This window comes from Paraflavitalea soli, from assembly GCF_003555545.1.
GTDB lineage: Bacteria > Bacteroidota > Bacteroidia > Chitinophagales > Chitinophagaceae > Paraflavitalea > Paraflavitalea soli.
Genome location: NZ_CP032157.1, coordinates 458,419 through 483,321, shown reverse-complemented (window position 1 = coordinate 483,321; position 24,903 = coordinate 458,419). Strand labels below are relative to the sequence as shown.

Here is a 24,903-nt window from a genome sequence, read left to right as displayed (position 1 = left end):
ATTATAATAAGAAAAACAAAGTCCGCTGTCCGATATGCAATGCTTGTTTCAACAACCGCAGTGCTCTGCGCATGTGTTGTTCAACTGTATTTTCTGAAATATTTAATTGAAGGGCAATTTCTTTGTTGGACAATTCCAGTTCACGCCGCATGGTGAAGACATGCCTGCACTGGGGTGGTAATTTCTGTATCTCTTCATGGAGCCGCCGTTCCAACTCCCTGGTCTCTATATAGGTATGCGCTCCCTGATCAATTTCTGCCGCGAGATAATGTGCGGAATGGTCCTGGTATTTTTTATGTACCACTTCGTGCCTGTAATGATCGAGGATACGATTTTTAAGTATGGTATAGAGGTATGCCTTCAATGATACGATCTGATGGGCGGCCTCTTTGTAATTGAAAAAAGTCACGAATACGTTTTGTATCAATTCACGGGCAATCTCACGGTCGTTGGTCTTTTGTACGGCAATTGTAAGTAGTTCAACGGCATAGTGATAGTACAACTTTTCAAAGGCCGCTTCGTCGCCTTTCTGCCAAAGCCGGATCAATTCTATATCGCTATCGTTAGTATGGGTCTTTATGAGCTTAATCGTTATAGCTTAGAACAATATTAAGGATATTTTTCTAAAAACAATGGGTCAAAGAAGGCTTCCTTTGCAATAAAACGGGTTACCAGGCGCTTAAAAAAAATATATTGTAGTACAGAGTAACGGGAGGCAAAGGCTTGTACGTCTTATTTAGGACAAGGACCTGTGCATCGGTGAAAAGTACCCTCATCAAAACCCGTTAAAGGCCTATGGATCAAGACCGTTTACAATACTTACTGGATCGACACCGGCAGCATCAGTGCAGTCCATCGGAGGAAGAAGAACTCAATGACTGGTTTCATGCCAACAACCCAGGCAGGGGACATATTGATCACTGGCTGGAAGAAAGCGGTGGTAAAGAAAAATTGACGGCCGATCTGTACGCGGACTTTAGCAATCGTATACCTACTCCTTCCAGGGTAAGGTCTATGACCTGGATGTACCGGGTGGCTGCTGCCTCGGTGATCCTTGCAGTACTGGCCTTTTTCCTCTACCCAAAACTAAAGGATGGGAAGCCTGACAAGTTGAGCAAGACTGAGCAGGGAGTTATTCCATCCAACAATAATACTATCAAACCAGGTGGTAATAAAGCGGTCTTAAAACTGGCGAATGGCCAGGAGATCGTGCTGACGGATTCGGTCAATGTGCACATTGCGATGCAAAGCAATACGGAGGTGAAGCAAGTACGGGGAGGCAGCATCGCCTATAATACCACCAATGATCAGGCAACGGACAAAACACCTGTGTACAATACGTTGACGACGCCCCGAGGTGGAAAGTACACCTTAACCCTTTCTGATGGCACAACAGTAACCCTCGATGCTGCGTCCTCCATTACATACCCTGTTGCTTTTACCGGCAAGGAACGTCGCGTGGAAATTACCGGTCAGGCCTATTTTGAAGTGGTACATAATGAGGCGCAGCCATTCCGGGTATTTGCCAAAGGGCAGCTGGTAGAGGACCTGGGCACTGCATTCAACGTAAATGCCTATAATGATGATCCATTCATTAAAGTGACGCTGGCAGAAGGCAAAGCAGCGATCCAAAATGCCGGCAAAAGGGTGGTATTGGCGCCCGGCCAACAAGCGATGGTGAAAGATGGGGAAGAAAGTATTTTGGTTAAACAGGTGAATGTGGAAGAAACGGTTGCCTGGAAAAACGGCTGGTTTGTCTTTCACCATGAAAGCATACAAAACGTGATGAAACTGGCAGCACGGTGGTATGATATAGAAGTGGCTTACGAGGGGGGAACGATCAACAAACAATTCGGAGGAAATATATCCAGGTACAGAGATATTGCTGAACTGCTCCAAAATCTGAAACTAACCGGTGGGATCAAATACAGGATTGAAGGCAGGAAGGTGATACTCATGAACTGACCATTTTTCACTACTTAATCTCAAAAACCAACTATCTACTTCATTACAACCTAACTGCATCCTGATGTGGAAGGCAATCTCCATGTCAAAACAAAACTATTCTTGCTATGAAATTATTCTCTTTCTTACTTACAGCATGTATGCTGGCGAGCATCACTTCGCTTGCCCAAAAAATCACCCTCGACAAAAGTAATATCCCATTGTCGGAAGCACTGACAAGCATCCGGCAGCAAACGGGATACAGTGTATTGTACGATGAGGAACTATTGCGTAAAGCGCAATACGTAAGTGTGCACCTCAAAGATGCTACGCTGGAAGAAGCCTTGAAAAAATGCTTTGAGCGTCAGCCCTTCTCTTATGCCATCAACAACCGCACGATCCTGGTAACGCCTAAAGTGGAGAAGAGCCAGTCGGTAACCTTACAAGTGACCGGAAAAGTAACGGATGATAAAGCTGTGCCTTTATTTGGGGTAACGGTTTCATTAAAGAACAGCAGCACCAGTACTTCCACTCAAAAAGACGGCAGCTACGGCATTACCTTACCTGATGGCAATGGGGTGCTTATTTTTTCTACTATAGGTTATGCTACCCAGGAGGTAACTGTTAATAATACCAAAGAGATCAATATAATAATGAAAGCACAGGTCACGGGCCTGGAAGATGTGGTAGTGGTAGGCTATGGACAGCAAAAGAAGATCAGTACGATTGGTGCCATCAGTACGGTAAAAGCAGAAGACCTGAAACAGCCGGTGGCCAATATGACGAACCTGGTGGCCGGCCGTATTGCCGGTGTGGTGGGCGTACAAAGAAGCGGCCAGCCGGGTTATGACAATGCCGAGATCTATATCCGGGGGATTTCCACCTTTACCAGCAGCAGTCCATTGGTGCTGGTAGATGGGGTGGAAAGGGACTTTGCCAATGTAGACCCGGAAGATATTGCCAGCTTCAGTATTCTTAAAGATGCATCTGCCACGGCAGTGTATGGGGTGCGTGGGGCCAATGGAGTTGTGATCATCCAAACTAAGAAAGGAAAGGTGGGCAAACCGTTGATCAATGCACAATATGACCAGGGTATAACGCAGTTTACGAAGATACCCAAGTTTGCCGACGGCATTACTTATATGCAAATGGCCAATGAAGCCTACCACAACAGTAATCCCAACGACCCGCAGCCGAAATATACGCAGGAAAGGATCGACAAAACAGCCAGCCAGGTGGATCCCGATCTTTACCCGGATGTAAACTGGTTTGATGTATTGTTCAAAAAATCAGGGGAGAACCGCCGTGCGCGGGTAAATGCCAGTGGAGGTTCGGAGAATGCGCAGTATTACCTGGCCATTGGTTATTATGATGAGAAAGGCTTGTACAAGACAGACCAGCTGGCCAATTACAATTCAGCCATCAAGTTCACGCGCTATAATTTCACGTCCAATCTTTCGCTGAAGGTAACGAAATCAACCAAGGTAGATTTTGGCGCTTCGGGCTGGATCAGCAATGCTAATTTTCCCGGCAGTTCTGTGGGCGATATCTGGGGGTCGGCTTACCTGCTGCCTCCCATCCTTATTCCGCCGGTCTATTCCAATGGCCTGTATTCGCAACTGCGTACAGGAGATATATTCAACCCCTATAGCCGGTTAACGCAAACAGGGTATGTCAGTGAGTTCAAAAGCCAGTTGTGGAGTAATATCCGGGTAACGCAGGAACTGGGTTCACTGCTGAAAGGACTTTCTGCTACAGCGATGTTCTCCTTCGACAACTACAATGAACACAAGATCAGCCGCACGAAGTCAGTAGACGGGTACCTTGCCAGGGGAAGGGATACAGCAGGTAAGTTATTGCTGGACCAAACTTCGATTGGCACCAGTTTCCTCGGTTATAACCGAACGAATGGAGGAAGCCGGCAATTTTATACAGAAGCGGCTTTGAACTACAACAATAATTTTGGCAGGCACAATGTGACGGGCCTCATCCTGTATAACCAGAGTGACAGGGTAGATGCATTTGCCGGTGATTTCATCAGTTCTATTCCCTATCGGTATATGGGCATTGCTGGCCGCGGTACTTATGGCTGGGACAACAAGTACCTGGCGGAGGTGAACTTTGGCTACAATGGATCAGAAACATTTGCTCCTAATAATCGCTTTGGCTTCTTCCCTTCGTATGGAGTTGGCTGGGTGATCTCAGAAGAATCGTTCTTTGAGCCATTGAATAAAGCCATCTCTTTCCTTAAAGTGAGGTACTCTTATGGACTGGTGGGCAACAGCAATATCGGCGGTCGCCGTTTTGCTTATATCTCTACGGTTGGCGGCGGCAACCGGTACCAGGATGGCAACTATACGTATGGCGCTAATGGCACCAATCAAACGATCAATGGCCTGGACATCGGCGATTATGCGGTGGATGTAAGCTGGGAAAAAGCCAAAAAGCAAAACCTTGGTGTTGAGATCAAGACCTGGAACAATGCGGTGTCGCTTACGGTGGATGTGTTTCGTGAAGACCGTACGGCTATTTTCCGCCAGCGCGGGGATGTGCCCAACTATGTAGGGGTACTCGCACTCCCCTATGCCAACCTGGGTGAGGTACATAACCGCGGGATCGATGCCACGCTGGATATTAATAAACAGCTGGGTGGTGGATGGCAAATTGGTTTCCGGGGGAATTTTACCTGGACACGCGCCAAGGTGATCGACGATGCGAATGCACCCTGGCCCTATCCCTGGCAACAACGGATTGGCCGGAAATTTGGTCAGCGCTTCGGCTATACAGACCTGGGCTTATTTAAAGACGATAAAGATGTAGCCAATAGTCCCTATCAAACGGGCACGAATAAAGCGGGGGATATTAAATACAAGGATTTTAATGGAGATGGCAAAATTGATTCCTACGATGCGGGGCCTATTGGTTATGGCAGCTTCCCCGAGATCGTGTATGGATTCGGGCCTACTATTTCCTGGAAAGGATTTGCCATTGCGGGTTGGTTTAAAGGCATCAGCAATGTAGACATTTCTTTGAACGGAGATGGGCTGCAGCCCTTTAGCCAGGGGGGTGAACGTGGCAATCTGCTGGCGCAGATCACGGACCGGTGGACACCCACCAATACCAATCCGCGCCCCTTGTATCCCCGCCTCACTTATGGCAATGACAATATGAACTATGCCAATAGCACCTGGTGGGTGAAGAATGGGGCCTTTATCCGTTTGCAAACGGTGCAGGTCTCTTATGATCTTGCCCGCACGAAGTGGCTGAAGTATGTAGGGATGTCGAACCTGAGTCTCTATTTCATAGGTTATAACCTGTGGACAAAAAGCGAGTTTGACATGTGGGATGTGGAACTCGGTGATGGTAAGGGTGCGCAATACCCTTTAACGAAGACGTTCAATTTCGGCATTAAATGTTCTTTTAAATAGTAGTCTATCTAAACTGATCAAGCGATATGAAAAAATTAACTGCCAACTATACGCTGCTCCTGCTTACGGTGGCCCTGGTGACGGGGGCAGGTTGTAAAAAATACCTGGAACAGGTACCGAACGACCGCATTACGATAGAACAGGTGTTTCAGAAAAAGGGTCCTTCGGAGCAATACCTGGCCAATGTCTATAACTATGTCAATGACAATTCCAATCAATGGGATGCCACCCCGTGGGGGGCTAATTCGGATGAACTGGACGCTACCTGGTCGAAGTATAATACGTATGCGTTGAACATCGGCAATATCAGTGCCGGCAATGCGCTTTTCGATAACTGGGGTAATTACTACAAGGGTATTCGCTCGGCCACTTATTTCATCAACCATATTGACGGGAATGCTGAAATACTGGCACTCAACGGACAGCAGCTGATTGACCAGTATAAAGCAGAAGCACGGTTCTTAAGGGCCTATTACTATTTCTTACTGATGCGTCAGTATGGCCCGGTGGTGCTGCTGGGCGAAAAAGAGGTACCCGCTGATGCACCTGCCGAAGCGATGCAGTTTCCCCGCAGTGCCTATGATACCTGTGTGGAATATGTAAGCAGTGAGCTGGACAAAGCGGCGGCGGTACTGCCTAAGATACCATCGAATAACGGACAGGTAAGTGATATTCAATATGGCCGTGCTACTGCCGGCATGGCGCTGGCTGTGAAAGCCAGGTTATTGCTGTATGCTGCAAGTCCGCTGTATAATGGGAACAGTGATTATGCCAATTTTAAGAACCAGGATGGCAAGGTATTGATCAATCAAACTTATGATCAGCAGAAATGGAAGAAAGCGGCCGATGCTGCCAAAGCTGTGATTGACCTGGGGCTGTATTCACTGTATAAAGACCCGGGTGGAGATCCCATCAAATCCTATATAGGGATCGGTTTACAGGCATGGAATTCCGAACAGATCTTCAACAGGAAGAACAACGGGCTTTCGGGCTGGGATGTGCATTGTATGCCCAGGCAAGCGGGTGGCTGGAATGGTATCGGTGTGACGCAGGAGCAGGTAGATGCTTATTTCATGGCAGATGGTAAACCGATCGGAGAATCTTCGCTCTATTCGGAGTCGGGCTTTACTACGGTAAATGGTGTACCGGTATTTAACATGTACATCAACCGGGAACCGCGCTTTTATGCTTCGGTGACTTACAACAACAGCTTTTTCCAGGGAGGTAATATGCAAAGCCCCAAAGCGATCACTTTCTATGCAAATGGTCCTAATGGAAAGAATGGTCATCCCACGGATTGGACAAAGACGGGCTACCTGGTGAGAAAAAATGTAGCCACGCAAACGAATGATGGATCTGGCGGCAATGGCACCAGGTATGCAAGACCTTTGTGTCTTTTCAGGCTGGGAGAAATATACCTCAATTATGCTGAAGCGCTGAATGAGTACGATCCCGGGAATGCGGATATACTGAAATACTTAAACCTGATCCGGGCACGCGTGAATGTTCCGGAATATGGATCGGCCGACCTGCCTATACCTGGCAGTCAATCGGATATGCGTACCAGGATATGGCAGGAACGGCGGGTGGAGCTGGCTTTTGAGACGCATCGCTGGTTTGATATCAGGCGTTGGAAGATTGCTGCACAAGTGATGGGCAGCATGCATGGGATGAATATCAATAAAGATGATAATTCTTTTTATACCAGGGTGGTAGCCAGTGAACACCTGTTCCGCTGGCCCGCTTCTTATTGGTTCCCCATCAGTCAATACGATATGGACCGGTCGAAGCTGGTGGTGCAAAACCCCGGATGGTAACGAACAATTCTTTCACGTTTATTCTACAATCATGCGCAACCAATTTATTGCCCGCTTTATCATATTAACCTGTATGGCCTGTTGCCTTACCTGGTCGGCCTGTAAAGATGATTATAACCTACCCTATCAGCCTATTGAAAGTTATACGAGGATCTATATGCCCCAGGCAGTCAATGGCCCTGTTATCAGGACGCTGAAGATAACAGACAGTGTTCAATCGCTTACGTATGGCGCCAATTATGGTGGCCAGGGATATCCCGATGTTGATATACCGGTAACGTTTACAGTAGATAACGGCAAGGTGGACAGTTTTAATACGGCCAATAAAACCAGCTATGCTATTTTACCAGAGGGCAGTTATACCTTATCTGATCTCAGTACGGTGATCCCGAAAGGCCAGGTAAGTACAGCGCCCTTAAGCATTTCATTTAAGACAAAGGGGGCTGGCGCCATGAATGCTTTACAGTCATACCTGTTACCCATCACCATGGGCAGTAAAACGGTAAAGATCAATGAAGCACTGCGCACAGCTTTTTTTATCGTAAAGGCGCAGCCGGACCTAAAAGATTACCCCAATTATGACCGGGCGCAATGGCAGGTGATCGATTTCTCTTCGCAGGAAGCCAATGGTGAGGGGGCCAATAATGGCCGGGCGATATTTGCCCTCGATGGCAATAAAGAAACTTTCTGGCATACGCAATGGCAGGGGGCTTCACCCGGACCTCCGCATCATATTACGATCGATCTGGGCACAGAAAAAACAGTACATGGTGTATCCTTGCAAGGAAGACAGAATGATGGCGGCGGAAAACCCAATGAGGTGAATGTACAGGTAAGTACAGACAATATCACGTGGGTGGATGGCGGAACATTTACGCTGCAAAATAATAAAGACGTACAACCACAATTCTTACCCAAAGGATTTAAAAGCGGCCGTTATTTTAAAGTGATCATTAATTCGGCTTATAACGGATCGTATTCCTGCCTGGCAGAACTAAACGCCTTTTGATTGTTAGTGAATAGCGCTACAGACGGACGGAGCGGGCTGTAGCTTTTTTATGTTGAAACCAGTAGAATCATTTATGCGTAAATCGCCCTTACAAAAAAAAATTGTTCCTGCCTTATTGGTATTTATTGCTGCATGGGGTTATCAGCCCTGTGCAGGCCAATCAGCAGCCGTTCCCTTCAACGGATTATCGGCAACTGATACAGCTTCTGTACCCAATGAAATTGAAGACCCTGAAAACATTGGTATCAACCGCGAGGCCAGTCATGCCACACTGATGCCCTATGGTTCTTTAACGGAGGCGCTGGCTGCCAAACGCAGCGCCTCTTCTTTTAGCCGCAGCCTCAATGGCCAGTGGAAATTCCATTGGGTAGACTGGCCGCAGAAGCGCCCGGTGGACTTTTACAAGCCTTCTTATGATGTATCGAAATGGAAAGACATCAAAGTTCCTTCCAACTGGCAGGTGGAAGGTTATGGTACGCCTTATTACAGCAATTTCAATTATATCTTCCAAAGTGATTTCCCGCGGGTGATGAGCACGCCTCCGGTGAAATTTACGGCGTATAAAGAGAGAAACCCGGTGGGCAGCTACCGCCGCGATTTTGCTGTACCTGATAGCTGGAAAGGCCGCCGCATCTTTATCACCTTTGATGGCGTAGATGCAGGTTTCTTTATCTGGGTAAACGGAGAGAAAGTAGGTTACGGGGTGAACAGCCGTAATGCAGCAGAGTTTGATCTCACTAAATACATCAGGCCCGGTAAAAATGTACTGGCGGTGGAAGTATACCGGTTTACAACGGGCAGTTACCTCGAAGACCAGGATATGTGGCGCCTGAGCGGCATCTTCCGCAATGTGACCTTGTGGAGCAGTCCGCAGGAGCATATCCGGGATTTCTTTATCAGGGCAGGTATAGAGAACGGTCATAATAGCGGGATCGCAGAGGCTTTTGCCAAGGTCAAAAACTATGGAGACAAGGAAGTAAAAGCACGTGAGCTGGAATATGCCATCTATAACGGATCTACGCTGGTATCCAGCACCCGGACAGTCATTAAGGCATTGAAGCCCGGCGAGGAGATCAAGGTGGATGTAGCAGTGACCATCAAAAACGCGGAGAAGTGGACAGCTGAAACACCCAAATTGTATACCTCGGTGCTTTCGGTGGTGGAAGGAAACAACAAAACGGAGATCATATCGGCCCATACGGGATTCCGCAATCTCAGGGTAGATGGACGGCAGGTACTTGTAAATAATGTGCCCATCAAACTGAAGGGTGTTAACCGGCATGAGAACTGGCCCGATGATGGTCATGCGGTAACGGAAGAACAGATGATCCGGGATATTAAACTGATCAAACAGGCCAACTGCAACCATGTACGTACCTCGCATTATTCGAATGATCCACGCTGGTATGAGCTGTGCGATGAATATGGTATCTATCTGGTAGCAGAGGCCAATGTAGAGTGCCATGGGGCCATGAACCGGTTTAATGAAGAGCCGCGCATGAAAGCGGCGATCATCGAACGCAATGTGGCCAATGTACAGAACTTCAAGAACCATTCTTCGGTGATCGTATGGTCGCTCGGTAATGAGAACGGTAGTGGCGGCACGAACTTCAGGGCAGCGCTGGACTCGATCAAACGGATCGACTCTACGCGCCTTACGCATTATGAAGGGTTTGGTATCGGCACGCGCAATCCTGCCGGCATGGACAGCCAAATGTATACGGATGTGGAAAGCCTGGAGAGAAGGGCCAAAGATACTACGCTGAAGAAACCCTTCTACCTCTGTGAATATGCGCATGCGATGTTCAACTCGATGGGATCGGTAGATATTTACAATGACCTGTTTGACAGCTATCCCGCCTTACTGGGTGGAGCCATCTGGGAATGGCAGGACCAGGGTATCTATAACAAACGTGATCCCAAACATCCCATTACTGCTTTTGGTGGTGGCTTTGGCGAATATCCCAATGACCAGTACTTCATTCATAAGGGTGTGGTATTTTCAGACCGTTCACTCAAGCCGCATTTTCCTGAACTGAAACATGCCTACCAGTGGATCACGATCCGCGAAAAAGATATTGCCAATAACCTGTACACGCTTAAGAACCGCTATCATTCTACCAACCTCAACAGCTTAACCGGCAAATGGGAATTGAGTGAAGATGGCAAGGTGATCGCCTCCGGCAACCTGGCAGTGGGTGATGTAGCGCCCGGTGCAGAAAAGGATATTAAGATCCCTTACGCAGTAACGCCACGGCCCGGAGCTGAATATTTTCTGCGGGTATCTTTTCAATTAGCCAGGGATGAGCGATGGGCTGCCAAAGGATATGAAGTGGCAGCACAGCAGTTCTTACTGCCGGTCTCTACTCCTGCTGTGCCCAGTAAGGATAACAATGGCGCTTTGAAGCTGGAAGAAACGGCCGGTTTTATTCAGGTAAAAGGAACAGGCTTTAGCCTTGAGTTTGACAAAGCAACAGGTACCTTCTCGCGCATAGAAGAGCATGGCCAGAACCTACTGCAGAAAGGTGGCGGGCCAATGCTGCACCTGTGGCGGGCGCCGCACCAGAAGGATGATATGTGGGCGTATCCCGACTGGGAGAAAAAAGGATTGAAGCACCTGGTGTGGACAGCAACAGGCGTACAAAGCAGGCAGCCTGTGCCGGGCGTGGTAGAGATCACGGCCAGTTTAACGGGAACGGGACAACAGGGCTTTACGGTACAACACAAAGTCGTTTATAGCATCGACAGCAAAGGGGTGATCCTGGCGGTGAATGAAGTAAGCAGCAGTGATCCGAAGCTGGTAGTAGCCCGGCTGGGGGTGCGTCTCTTCCTGGACAAAAGCCTTGATCAGTTTGACTATTTTGGCCGGGGCCCGATGGAGAATTATGCAGACCGCAAAAGCGGGTTTGACATAGGGCATTATGCCAGCACGGTACAACAGCAAATGACGCCTTATGAAAAGCCCATGGAATGCGGCAACCATGAGGATGTACGCTGGGCAAGGGTTCAATCGGCCAAGGGTACGGGCATCACCATTGAACAGGACAGTTCTTTGTTGCAGGTAGCAGCCCTCCCCTACAGTGATGAAGAAATGACACCGGTAGAATATAAAATAGACCTTCCCAAAAGCAAGGGCACTGTTTTGTGTGTGAGTTATAAAACACTGGGTGTAGGGTCGCATGGTTGCGGACCCAGACCACTGGAACCTTACCGGGTATATGTAAAACCAACTACGTTCACTTATAAACTTGTATTGCCGGGAAAATGATAAGTATAAGAGGTGACAGCTTTCGCTCACGTCGCAAGCGAAAGGTGTCACCCTTATTTTTTTGGTGCCGCATCAGGGCATAAAAAAAGTCCCGCCTTTCGGCGGGACACGGCAAGGATACCAGTGCTATCAGTGATCTTTCAGTTTTTCGTGGCCGCCTCCCTGGAGAGCGTAAGCCAATTGCTGAAAGAGGTAACGGATCGATGGAATTGTTTTTTTGAACGGCGCTATCATGCTGCCCAGGCTGAATCTTGGAATTAATACAGGCTGCTCTACGAGTATCTCTTCGGTATACCGCTTCGTTTCTTTAAAAATGCGTGTATTCAATTTATAGGCGATATGCCTGATCTTCTTAAGTGTTCGTTGATCTGCATCGTTGACAAGGATGCATCCCCCCGCATAATCAAACATTACTTCTTTCACCTCATTACTGCCGGGTTCTCTGTTGAGCCAAACGGCCGTTCCCGGGCTTGCATACTTGTAGATCTCTCCATTGGGTAAGGTAACAGCGGTACAGTTGTCCAGTCGCATTTCCGGGTCCTTCTCCACAAAATTAGTCCATTCCTGCAGGCTGATGCTGTTACCGGATGAATGATCCAATAAATCCTGTTTCCTGGTAATGTAAAATTTAGCGTCCATAGTAGTTCGGTTATACTCACTGGAAGTGCAAAGGGTTTGCCATTCTGGAAAACTTCAGAAAGCTATGATGCTCAATAGAGGATTGTTGGTAACCGATAAAAGCTGAGTAAAAAGCACCCCAATTATTTGGAATTTGTCCTATTGATCTTTCAATTTCTTCTTAGGATCGTTGACCAGTTTTTCAGGACTGTTCCTAAAAAAGGAAAAAGCGAGGTGGTGCAATTGGTGCCAGACGGCCAGCATTACTTTTTTAAAGGGGGCAGTCATGTTCTGAAAACCAAAGCGAGGGATCAATACGGGCTGTTCTTCAAGTATATACCCGGTATCCTTAGGTGTTTCTTTAAAAACGCGTGTATTTAGTTTGAATGCTATATGCCTGATCTTTTTGAGGGTGCTGGGATCAGGATCGTTGATGACGATATTGCCATCTACATAATCAAAAACAATTTCGCGGGTGGTGAATTCACCTGGCTGCCTGCAGAGCCAGATCGCTTTGCCGGGACTTGGATACCGGTATTCGGAGCCATCGGGTAAGGTAACGGTGGTATAATGCTCTAAGCGCATGTCCGGATCGTTTGCCACAAAGGTGGTCCATTCCTGCAGGGTGATCTCGGTATCACCGGCATGATCCATCAAGTCCTTCCTCCTGGTGATGTATAATTTATTCTCCATAGCAGCCATTTTTCAGACCCAGATATCCACCCTAAAAGTATTCAATTAATGTCGCATATAAAAATATAATAATCCAATAGCAGAAATGTACCGAGCCTGGCAAGCGGGTTGGGCAAATAAGCAAATAACTACCCGCATCCGGTCACCCCGGCATGCCGTCGTATGTCTCAAATGTGCTTTACGTGTGGAAAACTATGGCTCGCGGAAATAAATAAAAAAAAGATGAAAATCCTTTAGTACAGCAAGTCGATTTACTTGTTATAATAAAAAGGATAAGGTTTAATGGTTAACGAATTTGATTAGTGTCGCCCCGCATTTCCATGCGGGGCTTTTTATTATTGAAGTCCGGTACCTGCCAGCCTGTGCAAGTCCTTATCAGCATATTCAAATAAAGAAAGGGTACGGCCATCATCTGTACGGACAAAAGCTACGCTAAAGCTTTCACGGTGGCGCTTGAAAAAGCGTAACAACTTTTCAACAGACTCTTTGGTTGCGCTGAGTATAATAGTAATGAGGGATTCAGTCGTAAACTGATTAATGTATTGCATCTTTTCTTTTTCAAACTCCATCCTGATCAATTCGTCCAGTTCCTGGTCCTGTGTACGAAACCCAATCGTTAAGTTAGTAGCCATCATTGCTATTGAATTTTAGCGCTTAAAAATGTGCAGTTAATGATGGTATGGCGGGAAGTAAAATAGTATACCAGCCCTGGCGGAGATAACCACTCCTGAAATAGAGCAGCGAAACTACAGCTAATCAATTACTCTATGAATTAAGTTATTGTAACCTGTTCATTTACTGTAGAGTATCTTGCCCGGTTCGGGAACTTTAACGTTTTGTTGCGCAGTAAAGGCAATGTCTTGCGGTATACAGGGCATTTTCGACAATCTATCGCCCTTTATCTCCCATTCACTACAATTTGCTATGAACATGATTGTTTTCAATACATATTTGTATCACTAACAATAATTACCTCCTCATGAAAAATTTAGTCAGGATTGTAAAGAACAGGATCGAAGCCATTACCGGAAGATCGATCCTTATAGTATACCGGACCTATTCCGCGTTGTTCATTAAACAAGCAGATTTTACTCCTCCTCATACGCCCGTTCGCCGGCAAGAGATCATACTGATCAAAAGAGTCAACAACACCTACAACGTTGTGGGCCGGGAATGTTTTGTACAGTAAAATAACTGTTGCTTACCGGCGGTCAATGAAGTGAGCAGGCGGATTGATTTTTTCCTTATTTTCAGCCCTACTCAATCCCCCTATCACATGAGCAAATTCATACTAACTGGTTTATTGGCTTTTGGTAGTTTATCGCTGGCAGCACAGCAGAACCCCGACTGGGAACCTGTATTCAGGAAGATCAATGATGAAGTACAACAAAATTCGAAGGCTTACAGCACGCTGAAAGAGGCCACAGAGACCATCGGGCACCGGCTTACGGGTTCTGCCAATGGTAAAAAAGCGGAAGATTATACATTCAACCTCCTCAAGTCGTACGGCTTTACGGATGTACGGTACCAGCCTTTTGAAGTAGAGAGCTGGAGCCGGGGCACACTGGCAGTGAGTGTGGGCAACAGCGCCACAGCCTTACAGCCGGTAAAGTCGGTATCGCTGGCGCACTCTCCAGTAAAAGCTGATCTTACTGCCGAAGTAGTAGATATGGGCAATGGCCTTGACAGTGAATATGTGAGCAAACCGGGCCTGGTAAAGGGCAAGATAGCGCTGGTATACCTGGGCATATTACCCGGCACAACCGGGCGGTATCTGCATCGCTCCGAAAAAACAGCCATTGCTACCAAATACGGCGCTAAAGGAATCATTATTATCAATACGGTAGATGGCGGCACTTTACTGACGGGAACGGCCTCGGTGACGGGCAAGCTCATTCCCATACCAGCAGTATGTATTGGTAAGGAAGATGGCATGAAATTCAAAGAACAATTGAAAAGCGGCCCTCTGTACAGCCGGCTTAATATGACCAATTTCTCCGGTATGATCAAAGCCCGGAATGTGATCGCCACCATTAAGGGCAGTAGCCTGCCGCAGGAAAAGATCGTAGTAGGCGGCCACCTCGATAGCTGGGACCTTGCCACGGGTGCTATCGATAATGGGATCGGTTCCTTCTCGGTACTGGATATGGCACGCACTTTTCAAAAGCTCAAACTGGCACCCAAACGTACTATTGAATTTGTGATGTTCATGGGAGAAGAGCAAGGACTGCTGGGCTCGAAAGCCTATGTAGCGGCTGCCACTAAAAACAAGCAAATTGACCAGGTGCGGTATATGCTCAATTTTGATATGACGGGAGATGTGCGCAATTTCTCTTCCAGTGTGCCTGCTGCCAAGGAATTATTCCAGTCGATCGGCGCCATTGCCAATAAGATCGATACCACTTTCGCCAATGGGTTTACTACCGGAGCAGGCCTGCACAGTGATCACCAGCCCTTTATGCTGCAGGGGGTGCCAACAGGCGGCGGTGGCGGCGCCCGTGGCGTGAATGGCCCGGCCGGCTGTTACCATGCGGACTGTGATGTATTCAGCCTGATCACCAGTGAGCAGGGCATGAAGAATACGGTACGTTTTGTAACGATGCTGCTCTATGGACTGGGCGATGCACCCACCATTCCGGTGAAGAAGCTGAATGATGAAGAAACAAAACAGTTCCTGCTACAACATAACCTCAAAGAACCCCTGGTGCTGGAAGGGGAATGGAGATGGAAGGATTAACGCAGGAGGATATAAGTAATCGGGGCAGCTCATTTGGAGAGCTGCCTTTTTTTATTAGTTTTGTGTTGAGAATACCTACCTTTTAGATAATAGTATCATATTTCCCCTATCCTCTTGATTTATACGCCGTTGTCTGATTTGCCTGGATGAATAAGTTGTTTGTACCCTGCATTCAACAATCGTACAGCTTATGCGTAAGTGCTTTACCTGTCTGACTATCTTATTGGTATTCCCTTACCTGTCGTGGCTCCATGCGCAGGAAATAAAGCCTGTTGATAGCACAGCCAAAGCTGTAGATACTGCCGTGGGCAGTTCATTCCGATTCTTTACCAACGCCAGTTTTATCACCGTTATCGGCCAGCTATCCCTGCGCGCCACTGAAGAGGCCATGGCCGAAAAGGTAAATCCGGTTGTTTTATATGATCAATATTTCACAGAATTTGCCCGGGAGCATCATATTAGCCCGGAGCAGGTACGAACGCTGATGAATTCCTGGGTACAGGGAAATATGGTTAAAGAGGACGATGCAAACGCGATGCTGCAAGGCGCCCGGCATTTTTACCTGAAACAATACCATACATCTTCACTGTATTATGAACAGGCTGTGTGGCAGCAGGACGAAGCCAGGTCTGTTCCGGGCGCTATCCAGACTGAAGAGGCGGAAGCCTTGTACCCGGCCTATATACTGGCAGGCAACAGTTCGATTGCCAGTGGTGATTACAAAAGGGCCATCCGTATGTATCGCCAGGCGGATAGTTTGCTCCTGCTGCCTGCTGCTACAGAAAGGACCTATGCCGCCATCTACAAAAAGAAAAACTACCTGTATACCCTGCTGGCGGCCACACTGGTGGAAGCCGGCAGCCAGTTGGGTGGAAAGGCTGGCTATAACCTGTTGACAGAAGCTACCCTGGTTGAAAAAACATTGCTGGCCAATTATAAGACGGCCACGCTTGTGCAGGAATGGGCCAAAACACAAAGCCAGCTGGGCACCATTCTGCACTTGCAGGGAGACATGGCTGCTGATGCCACCAGTGACAGCTTGTACATGTTGTCGATAGATGCTTACAATGATGCACTGACTGTATATACGCAAAAAGATTTTCCTGCCGACTGGGCCCGGATGCAGCTCAACCTTGGTGTTGTATTGAGTAAACTGGGAGCCATCAAAGAAGCGATTGCTTCTTTCCGTTCCGCCCTGGGCATCCTTACCTCAGCAAAAAATCCACGCGACTGGGCATCAACAGCCTATCACCTGGGCAATATGCTGCAATGCCAGGCAGGCAAGGCGAAGGATCCGGAGGCAACAGAACTGTTTACGGAATCGATCAAAGCCTATAAGCAGGCACTGGAAGTATATACGAATAAAACCACGCCTGAAGAGTGGGGCTGGACACAGCATAACCTGGGTGTATCCTTGTTTGAGCAGGGGCGGCGCCTGGGAGAAAGAGATCTGCTTACGCAGGCAGCAGCGGCCTTCCGGCAGGCATTGACGATACAAACCAAAGATTGCTTTCCTGCGGCCTGGGCAAGCACGCAATACAACCTGGGTACGGCACTATGGGAAGAAAGCAGCCGGGCTGCCGGCGGCAATGTGGCCCTGCTGGCAGATGCGGTCACGGCCTACGAATCTGCATTGGCTTATTACACGCATAAAGATCAGCCGGAGCAATGGTTCAATGTACAAAATGGATTAGGGCTGTTGTATGAACAGCAAAAAGAATGGGCAGCGGCTATTCAGCACTTTGAAAATATCCGCGATATGGAACCGATGTATGCCGCACAAAAGGTGAATGAACTGAGACGTAAGGCAGGGAGGTAACACTACCCTATCCCATTAGCATCAGTAGATAATACTTCACTCATATAATCAAAGAAAGGACGCATATTTTTATAGGTTTGATTTGCTTCCTTTAAGAAACTTTCACTCAATACTTCTTTGTCGGAGAATTTCCTGATGAGCAGGAATTGTTTGTAGCGCAGGAGGTCAATGGCCTCATGGTCTTTGGGAAATCCCTGGGGAGCTGTTTTAACCTGCTCGCCTTGCAGGGTTTGAAAAGTGTCTTTGAAAGAGCGGCTATTGATAATTTTCTTCAATGGCGCCGCATCGAAGGCAATATCTTCCCTGATCCGTTTCAGGTCTTCGGGGCTGGGTCCCCAGAATCCGCCTGCCAGAAAGCTGTTGCCAGGCGACAGCTGAAAATAATATCCACCCCGGCGATATTTGGTAGCCCGTTTGAAGTAACCGCTCCAGTTGGTCTTATAGGGTGTTTTATCATTGGAGAAGCGGGTATCCCTGTAAATACGAAAGAGGCTTTTCTTGCCGGAAGGGGTTTCTATTTCATCATGGATATTGACCTGCTGCAACAAGGCTTCTGCAAAGACAGCTACGAGGTCCTGTTCGGCCTGAAAGGCTGTTTTATTCTCATTGAACCATTCCCGGTTGTTGTTCTTCTTTAAGGTATTCAGGAAATTGAAGGCTGATTTTTGTATTTGTGCTATCGGTTGCTTCGCCATAATAAGTTTGTTGTGCCCGTTTCCGGGACAACAAACATACGGCGAAACAGTTTATCATGGCTGGTGGTTATATTGCTTATTTCAGTCCCTGGATCCAGGTTGCAATGGCTGTGCCTATTTCATTGGGTGAATCTTCCTGCAGGTTGTGATGCCCTTTTACAGTAACCTGGGTCTGGTTGGGCCATGTTTTGCAAAGCTCTTTATCCTTATCGGACATAGCACCGGGTGAAGCTTCGATAAAGAGTTTGGGTAATGGACTCTTCGCCAGGTAAGCGGTATAGTCGTTGACTGTTTTCGCAATATTGGCGGGCTCCCCATTGATGGGTAGTTGACGGGCCCAGCTCAACATAGGTCTGCGGCTTTCACCGGGCACCAGGAAAGGCCGGCGGTATTCGTCCATTTCTTCTTTTGTTAAGGGATGTAGTATTGTTTTGACCAGGTTGACCTCGATAAAAGTGTTTTGCTGCAGCACCATCTCCTCCCCTTTTTCTGAGCGCATACCTTTGAACAGTTGTTGCGCCACGGGCGACACTTCATCCCATGGCCGGTCTCTGACAATGGCTTCCATATAAACAATGCCTTTCACAGCCTGTGGGTGACGGCGTGCCCAATCAAATGCCAGTGCCGAACCCCAGTCGTATACTACAAAAATGATGTTCTTCTTCACATTCAGTGCTGCGTACAGGGCTTCCAGGTATTGTTGGTTTTTGGCAAAAGTATAGGAGCTGCTGTCGGGGAACTTATCAGAATCGCCCATGCCCATCAGGTCGGGCGCTATGCAATGGCCCAGGTCTTTTACATGGGGAATGATATTGCGCCACACATAGGATGAGGTGGGGTTGCCATGTAAGAAAATGATCGGATCGCCTATTCCTGTTTCCACATAGGCCATTTTAAGTCCATTAATGGACTGGAACTTCTTCTCCATTTTCAGGGTAGTTTTTGTGTTATTCAATGTTTGTCCTGCCGGGGCTTGTGCTGCTGCTGCCATTGACTGGAGGCCGATGCCTGTGGCCATTAACGCTGTTTTTACTATTTGATTCATCTTGTTTGAATTTTGATACTGTAAAGTTGATATAAGGGGAAAACGCTGCCTTGTAAAAAATCATTGATCTTGCAACATTGAATGACAGGAAGACAGGAATGGCATTTTGACTGCCTGCCACCCCAGGGCAATTATTTGAATTTTATAAGAACTTACTTGAATTTTGTACAAGCTGAAAGCTGATCTGTTCCGAATTTTGTGTACATGAAAGCATCAAGTGTAGCCGGAACGATCGAAAAACAAACAGGCATTCATCCAAAGCATCGCGGTATCTCCAATTTACTGGCATTTGCCCTCCTGCCCTTATCGGGCTTTGCCACGGATGTGTATCTGCCCTCTTTACCAGGTATGGCCACGGACCTGCAGGTGAGTGGTATACAGGTACAATTTACCATTACGGTCTTTCTCGTGAGTTATGGGGTCAGCCAGTTGTTTATCGGCAGCATCCTGGATAGTTATGGCCGGTACCGCACCGGTCTTATTTCGCTGTTTGTTTTTGCATTGGCGAGTTTAGTGGCTGCCACAACGCATAGCCTTTATATGATCTATTTCATGCGTGTGGTGCAGGGAATTACGGTGGGCGCTGTAGTAGCGGGCAAGCGGGCATTTTTTGTAGACCTGTACACGGGCGATCAATTGAAAAGTTATTTAGGATTGTTCTCTATCATCTGGTCTACCGGCCCTATCATTGCACCATTTGTAGGTGGTTATTTGCAAACGCTCTTCGGCTGGCGTGCTAATTTCTATTTTCTGGCCGGACTGGGTGCAGGACTGGGTATACTGGAATGGCTGTTCAGCGGAGAAACACTTCCGCAGCGCACGCCTTTCCATATAAAACGGGTGGTCAATATTTACAAGGACATGCTCACTACCCTCCCCTTTGTGCTGGGCATTACGATGCTGGGCCTTTCTTATGCGATGGTGATGGTATGTAATATGACGGCCCCTTTTATCATCGAGCATCACCTGCAGTTCGATGCTGTGACCACGGGTTATTGTTCGCTGATCCTGGGCTTTGCCTGGATGGTGGGCGGCTTTATCAGCAAAGGGACTATCAGGCATCCCTTCTTTCGAAAGCTCACCATAAATACAGGCTTACAATTGTTCTTCATATTGGCTATGCTGCTGTGTATGCAGTTTGCCGACAACCTGTATGCACTGGTAGGTTTTGCCTTTATGGTGCATGTGGGCGCCGGCTATACATTCAACAACTATATGACCTTTAGCATGACACGGTTTCCGCAAAATGCAGGGATTGCCAGCGGGCTCACCGGTGGTCTTACTTTCCTGATGGTATCGGGGCTTAGCTATAGCATTGCCAATCTATTCCCTGCCCAGGATGGCCGCAACCTTGGGTTGAGTTACCTGGTATTGGTAGTGTTGGTCATTGTGGTACTCTTTTTAGCCAAAAGAAGCAGTGAGGAAGTGCGCAACCCGGCGATGGCATAAAGCAATCGCATCACCACTTTACTTCCTGTCCCTGGTGCAGGAATTGTCCGGTAGGAGCATTAGCTCCCTGCAGGATCAGCTGCACAATAGAGGCCACTGCTTCCGCAGCTTCCAGGGGTGCAGCATCGCCTCCCATATCGGTCTTTACCCAGCCCGGGTGCACGGCATTAACCTTCACAGGGGTATCGGCCAGCAGGTATGCCAGGTGAAGTGTATAGGCATTTAACGCCGCTTTGCTGGTATTGTAGGCAAATGTTTTGGGCATGGCTGGCTCGGTAGCCAGTAAATGCAGGGAGCCCATATTGCTGGAAATATTGACGATGGCGGGAGTAGTACTCTTCAACAACAAAGGCACCAGGGTATTTGTGAGTGCTACAATACCGAAGAAGTTCACATCGAAGGTTTTCTTCAATAGTTCTGCAGATATAGTATTCGTAGAGTTCTTCATCAGGTCGCCATCCAGCATCACGCCGGCATTGTTGACCAGGAGGTCGAGCTTTCCATTCCTTTTTTCCAGCTGCGCATACACTTGTGGAAAAGAAGCCTGGTCTTCCATATCGAGCACCATAACGGAAGCAGCATTCTTTTCCGGGAGCCTTTCCCAGGCAGCCAGGCCTTTCTGCTCATCGCGCACACCCATGATCACGAAATAACCATGCTTAGTAAGTTGGTTGGTCAGTTCCCATCCCAGACCACGGCCAGCGCCGGTGATCAATGCTATTTTTTTCATACTGGTACTTGTGGAGGTTTGTTATCGATGCACAAGTATAGGATGGATGCAGGAGAGCCCAATGATGGATGGTACTGAAATGGGGGATTTGCATGCCCAGGCGACCGGAAAGGATGCTGGCCGGGGGAGTCAGGGATACCTGGCATAATTATTTTACTATTTCCTTGCATAGGATTAAATTCGGGCTGTTACCTGGGGTGATCCCGCTCCCACATTCAGATCCCAACCAGCTCACAAACAAGGCTCCACATTAGCAGGCAACCGATCCTTTTTAGTAGTATACTCATTGTATACCTGTATTTGCTGTAGTACACAGTACAGCAAACATTGGTAATTACCCATTTATTCGCCAACAATACTGACCATGAAAAGAACACAAACAGCAGCAGACGTTAATTTCCGTGAGCACAACGGAGATGATCTTTTTAAGCACCATTTCAAGGGGCGGCTCAGTTCGGTGTACCGGAAAAAACAACTCATTTACACAGAAGGGCATCATCCCGCTACTTTGTTTTACATTCAAAAAGGCATGGTGAAGACCTTTAAAACCAATGAAGAAGGTAAAGAATTGGTCCTTGCGCTGTATTCAAAAGGTGATTACCTGGGGTATACAGCCTTATTGCAGGAAGCTCCTTATGAGGAAGCTGCTGAAGCCATCGAGGAGAGCATCATCACGATGATACCCGGTAAGGAGTTTGAAGACCAGCTTTATAATCACCGTGATATTATGAAGCAATTCCTGAAGCTGATGGCCCGGCAAATGGCTGTTAATGAGCAAAGGCTGCTTGGACTGGCTTATGGCTCCGTTCGCAAAAAGGTAGCAGAAGCCCTCCTTATGCTGCATTTTAAATGCAGGAAGTCCAGCGGTCTTTCATCGCCCATGGATATCAGTCGTGAAAACCTGGCTTCCATAGCGGGTACAGCCACGGAGTCGCTCATCCGCACGCTGAGTGATTTCAAATCTGAAAAGCTGATCGATGTTGTGGAGGGAAGAATCCTGCTCATGAATGAACTTAAACTGGGAAGGCTGATCAATTAATGCCCCTTTCGGCCATGGATTTACGGGGAAAGATCATTTTTATGGTACAGGTCTTATATGGAACTGCAGCCCTTCTACCAATGCCCCATCTTTGTTTACCTCAATTTTAAAATAGAGCACGGGGTTCGCGGCTGCCAAGTTTAATTTATTCAATTGCTCCGGATCGAGCCGCGCACTATAAATACCCGGTTGCAGGCCGGCATAGTTAAACAGACCATCAGCTTCGGTGATGGTTTTACCCAGTTCCTGGCCATTGTTATCATAGAAGTGTATAATCATACCTCCCAGCCCTTTGGATCCTTTACCGGTGGTTGTCATCACCATACCCGACACCTCATATACCACGCTTACGGGCACTTCTACCAGCCGCAGCTGGTTGGGGCTCACGCTTACGCGCCATACTTTTTTGTTGAGCTGCCAGGCCACATTGTCTACAGCATCGGTACTGAGCTTGAAAATATAACTGGTATAGGCCTCCAGGTCAGAGAGGACAATGCTGGTGTCGGCATCATGGTATTGTATGCGGGCGGCACTGATCTGTACGCGCAGACCGGCTACCCTGGGTTCACCCGCCTCTTTGAGGCCATTGCCATTGAGATCGAGAAATGGCAGGATGGTAATGCCGCCTTTGCCTACACTGGTACGGTTGCTCACGCCCAGGTATTTTGTTTTGCTGTCGTACAAGAGGCTTCCCCTGCCCGCCTCTACCAGGGTGGTAGTCTTACCTACCCGCCTTGCGGAGAAATTAAATTGGGCAAATGAAAGGTCGAAGCGAAGTGTAACGCCAATGCTTTCAAAGTTGCTTTTGTAATTCTTTTCCGCAAACACGCTGGCAAAACCATTGCCCGAAAAGTATTTTCCCAATTCACAGCGGGCACTGATCAGTTTGCTTTGGTTGTATTCATACTGCAACTGAGGTGTAAGCATGATACTCTTTGGGAACTGTATGGTAGCGGAAAGATTGCTGTATACATATGGATCTTCTCCCTGGTTAAATAAACTGTAGGTAGTTAAGTTGGTATTAACGCCAAAGATGACGCCCGAAAAAAGCAATTCGGTAGTGGTATACTTCGGTTTGGCGGCCAGTTTGGTGGCCGGGAGTATGATCTGGTAAAAAGTAAACCTGGAGAACAGGGATAACTTCCTGCCCAGGAAGGGATAGGATACCATGGCCTTCCGCTCCTCCAGAAAGGTGTTGGCAATGGCCTTTTGTCCTGCTTTATACCGGCTGTACATGAGTTCAAACTGAAGGTTGGAAGGGAGGCGATAAGTGAGCACCTGCCTGAACCTGACGCGGTGGATGTATTCGCCTGAATACAGCAGGTTGGCAGCCAGGCGCCAGGAAGCATTTACAAAGGGCATAAACCTACCGGTAGTTACTGAGGAAAGGTATTCCAGTCCGCCGCCCACGGTAAGGCTTTTGGTAAGGCCATAATTGAGGCTGCCCCGTCCATACCGGCTATGGAGGCTGTCCTCCACCATACCTCCACTTACTGTATACTCCAACTGCCGGTGCGGCAGGAAATTAAAAGGTATACTTATGTTTTGTTCCGAACTGCGTTCCTCACCGGCAGGGCCATAGAAACGGAGCTTAATAGCTGTATTGCCATATACCAGGGGCACATTGAAGGTATAGAAGCCCGAAGCATCGGCCCGCACATAATTGATGAGGATATTATTGACATAGAGTTCAACGATCCAATTGGGCTGGGTATGGTCACTCAAGACATATGTACCAAAGGAACGGCGATAGGTGGTGGGGGTATTGGTAAACTGTATGCCTACTACGGGTGAAAAAATAGAGGAAGAGGCCTGTGGAAATATTTTTCCCAACATTACCTGTCGCAATGCGGGGTTTTCATTATTCACATGGCGCCAGAGATAGTACTGTCTTTTTTCAGTAAACCCACTGTAACTGTCATAGTTTATACCCAGGGTGGTTTCACCTCCCAATATGGTGGTGCCGAGGGCCAGGTTGAAGCGGGTATTGCTCCGGGCATTGACGTTTTGGGTGGTAATGATATTCCAATCGGCCATGCCGGCATGAAAGGCTGGCCGGTCTCTCCGTACCATGGTATCGGCTTCTAGCTCACCGGTGAGCTGCCGCACGTGGCTGCGCATGGTTTCCTGCCTGATCTCTTTCACCACGGGAAGATCAAGTTTGGTAGTAAGAATGATGGACAGGCTCCGGAAATTAAACACGCATTGGAGGCCAAAGACCTGGCCAAAAAAATCGGACCGGAGGTAAAGGCCTTCTGCTGTTTGAAAAATACCATTTTCTGTCAAATCAAATACAGCACCATTGTAGGTGATGCGGTGTGTTTTTTTCTCGATCAGGTAAGTGGCTTGTGGATTAATAAAGAACCCACTGACCGAATCGAGTGTCCTGGATATATGGTGATTGATCTTTAAAAAATTGAACACATCGGTGATGGAAAGGAAGGCAGTCTCTTTATAAATAACGGCATCAATTTCTGTGCTGCCTACGCCGGGGACGGACATGTAAATGGGTATTTCATCATACTCCGGATCGCTGGCCAGGCAAAGGCTGGTGGTAGAGATCCATAGGAACAGCAAGCAGGCAACTCCCTTCCGGCAAACAGGCGTCATCC

Annotated in this window: 18 protein-coding genes; 10 read left to right on the top strand and 8 right to left on the bottom strand. The window is 47.7% G+C overall.

The annotated features are described in order from the left end of the window. Nucleotide 1: 1 nt before the first annotated feature. Complete coding sequence (locus tag D3H65_RS01830; RefSeq protein ID WP_162915354.1) at nt 2–547, bottom strand: RNA polymerase sigma-70 factor; 546 nt, start codon at nt 545–547, stop codon at nt 2–4. A gap of 248 nt (nt 548–795) precedes the next feature. On the opposite strand from D3H65_RS01830, the gene D3H65_RS01825 reads away from it, so the two are divergent. The 5 genes from D3H65_RS01825 to D3H65_RS01805 all read left to right on the top strand — a co-directional run bounded on the left by D3H65_RS01825 (nt 796) and on the right by D3H65_RS01805 (nt 11,466). Then, on the top strand, nt 796–1,965 hold the full coding sequence (locus D3H65_RS01825) for a FecR family protein (protein WP_119048621.1): 1,170 nt from the start codon (nt 796–798) through the stop codon (nt 1,963–1,965). A 107-nt stretch (nt 1,966–2,072) separates the two neighbouring features. Further along, nucleotides 2,073–5,372, top strand: a complete 3,300-nt coding sequence (locus D3H65_RS01820; RefSeq protein ID WP_119048620.1) for a TonB-dependent receptor — start codon at nt 2,073–2,075, stop codon at nt 5,370–5,372. A gap of 26 nt (nt 5,373–5,398) precedes the next feature. Next, nucleotides 5,399–7,189, top strand: a complete 1,791-nt coding sequence (locus D3H65_RS01815; RefSeq protein ID WP_119048619.1) for a RagB/SusD family nutrient uptake outer membrane protein — start codon at nt 5,399–5,401, stop codon at nt 7,187–7,189. A 31-nt stretch (nt 7,190–7,220) separates the two neighbouring features. Further along, nucleotides 7,221–8,198, top strand: a complete 978-nt coding sequence (locus tag D3H65_RS01810; protein ID WP_119048618.1) for a discoidin domain-containing protein — start codon at nt 7,221–7,223, stop codon at nt 8,196–8,198. A gap of 73 nt (nt 8,199–8,271) precedes the next feature. Next, nucleotides 8,272–11,466 carry a glycoside hydrolase family 2 TIM barrel-domain containing protein gene (locus D3H65_RS01805; protein WP_119054353.1) on the top strand — a complete coding sequence of 1,065 codons (3,195 nt, stop codon included), beginning with the start codon at nt 8,272–8,274 and terminating at the stop codon, nt 11,464–11,466. Nucleotides 11,467–11,595: 129 nt separating this feature from the next. On the opposite strand, the gene D3H65_RS01800 is transcribed toward D3H65_RS01805, so the two are convergent. From D3H65_RS01800 to D3H65_RS01790, 3 genes are all read right to left on the bottom strand, one after another. Continuing rightward, the gene (locus tag D3H65_RS01800) at nt 11,596–12,105 is read right to left on the bottom strand and encodes a hypothetical protein (RefSeq protein ID WP_119048617.1); all 510 of its coding nucleotides are present in this window, start codon (nt 12,103–12,105) and stop codon (nt 11,596–11,598) included. 138 nt (nt 12,106–12,243) lie between these two features. Further along, complete coding sequence (locus tag D3H65_RS01795; protein ID WP_119048616.1) at nt 12,244–12,777, bottom strand: hypothetical protein; 534 nt, start codon at nt 12,775–12,777, stop codon at nt 12,244–12,246. A 335-nt stretch (nt 12,778–13,112) separates the two neighbouring features. After that, nucleotides 13,113–13,412 carry a hypothetical protein gene (locus D3H65_RS01790; protein WP_119048615.1) on the bottom strand — a complete coding sequence of 100 codons (300 nt, stop codon included), beginning with the start codon at nt 13,410–13,412 and terminating at the stop codon, nt 13,113–13,115. 344 nt (nt 13,413–13,756) lie between these two features. On the opposite strand from D3H65_RS01790, the gene D3H65_RS01785 reads away from it, so the two are divergent. The 3 genes from D3H65_RS01785 (at nt 13,757) to D3H65_RS01775 (ending at nt 17,333) form a co-directional block, all read left to right on the top strand. After that, a complete protein-coding gene (locus D3H65_RS01785; RefSeq protein WP_119048614.1) occupies nt 13,757–13,966 on the top strand; it encodes a hypothetical protein in 210 nt (69 codons plus the stop codon). An 87-nt stretch (nt 13,967–14,053) separates the two neighbouring features. Beyond that, nucleotides 14,054–15,514 carry a M20/M25/M40 family metallo-hydrolase gene (locus D3H65_RS01780; protein WP_119048613.1) on the top strand — a complete coding sequence of 487 codons (1,461 nt, stop codon included), beginning with the start codon at nt 14,054–14,056 and terminating at the stop codon, nt 15,512–15,514. Nucleotides 15,515–15,704: 190 nt separating this feature from the next. Beyond that, the gene (locus tag D3H65_RS01775) at nt 15,705–17,333 is read left to right on the top strand and encodes a tetratricopeptide repeat protein (RefSeq protein WP_119048612.1); all 1,629 of its coding nucleotides are present in this window, start codon (nt 15,705–15,707) and stop codon (nt 17,331–17,333) included. A 2-nt stretch (nt 17,334–17,335) separates the two neighbouring features. Here D3H65_RS01775 and D3H65_RS01770 read toward each other — a convergent pair whose 3' ends face one another. Beyond that, the gene (locus D3H65_RS01770; protein ID WP_119048611.1) at nt 17,336–18,028 is read right to left on the bottom strand and encodes a DUF2461 domain-containing protein; all 693 of its coding nucleotides are present in this window, start codon (nt 18,026–18,028) and stop codon (nt 17,336–17,338) included. Nucleotides 18,029–18,104: 76 nt separating this feature from the next. After that, nucleotides 18,105–19,073, bottom strand: coding sequence for a haloalkane dehalogenase (locus D3H65_RS01765; protein WP_245999659.1), 969 nt, complete (start codon nt 19,071–19,073; stop codon nt 18,105–18,107). 204 nt (nt 19,074–19,277) lie between these two features. On the opposite strand from D3H65_RS01765, the gene D3H65_RS01760 reads away from it, so the two are divergent. Next, entirely contained in the window at nt 19,278–20,522 is a 1,245-nt protein-coding gene (locus D3H65_RS01760; RefSeq protein ID WP_119048610.1) for an MFS transporter, read from the top strand. Between the two features lie 10 nt (nt 20,523–20,532). On the opposite strand, the gene D3H65_RS01755 is transcribed toward D3H65_RS01760, so the two are convergent. Next, on the bottom strand, nt 20,533–21,252 hold the full coding sequence (locus D3H65_RS01755) for an SDR family oxidoreductase (RefSeq protein ID WP_119048609.1): 720 nt from the start codon (nt 21,250–21,252) through the stop codon (nt 20,533–20,535). Nucleotides 21,253–21,616: 364 nt separating this feature from the next. Here D3H65_RS01755 and D3H65_RS01750 point away from each other — a divergent pair, with 364 nt between their 5' ends. Further along, a complete protein-coding gene (locus D3H65_RS01750) occupies nt 21,617–22,291 on the top strand; it encodes a Crp/Fnr family transcriptional regulator (protein WP_119048608.1) in 675 nt (224 codons plus the stop codon). Nucleotides 22,292–22,330: 39 nt separating this feature from the next. On the opposite strand, the gene D3H65_RS01745 is transcribed toward D3H65_RS01750, so the two are convergent. Then, a complete protein-coding gene (locus D3H65_RS01745) occupies nt 22,331–24,901 on the bottom strand; it encodes an MSCRAMM family protein (RefSeq protein WP_119048607.1) in 2,571 nt (856 codons plus the stop codon). Between the last annotated feature and the right edge of the window lie 2 nt (nt 24,902–24,903).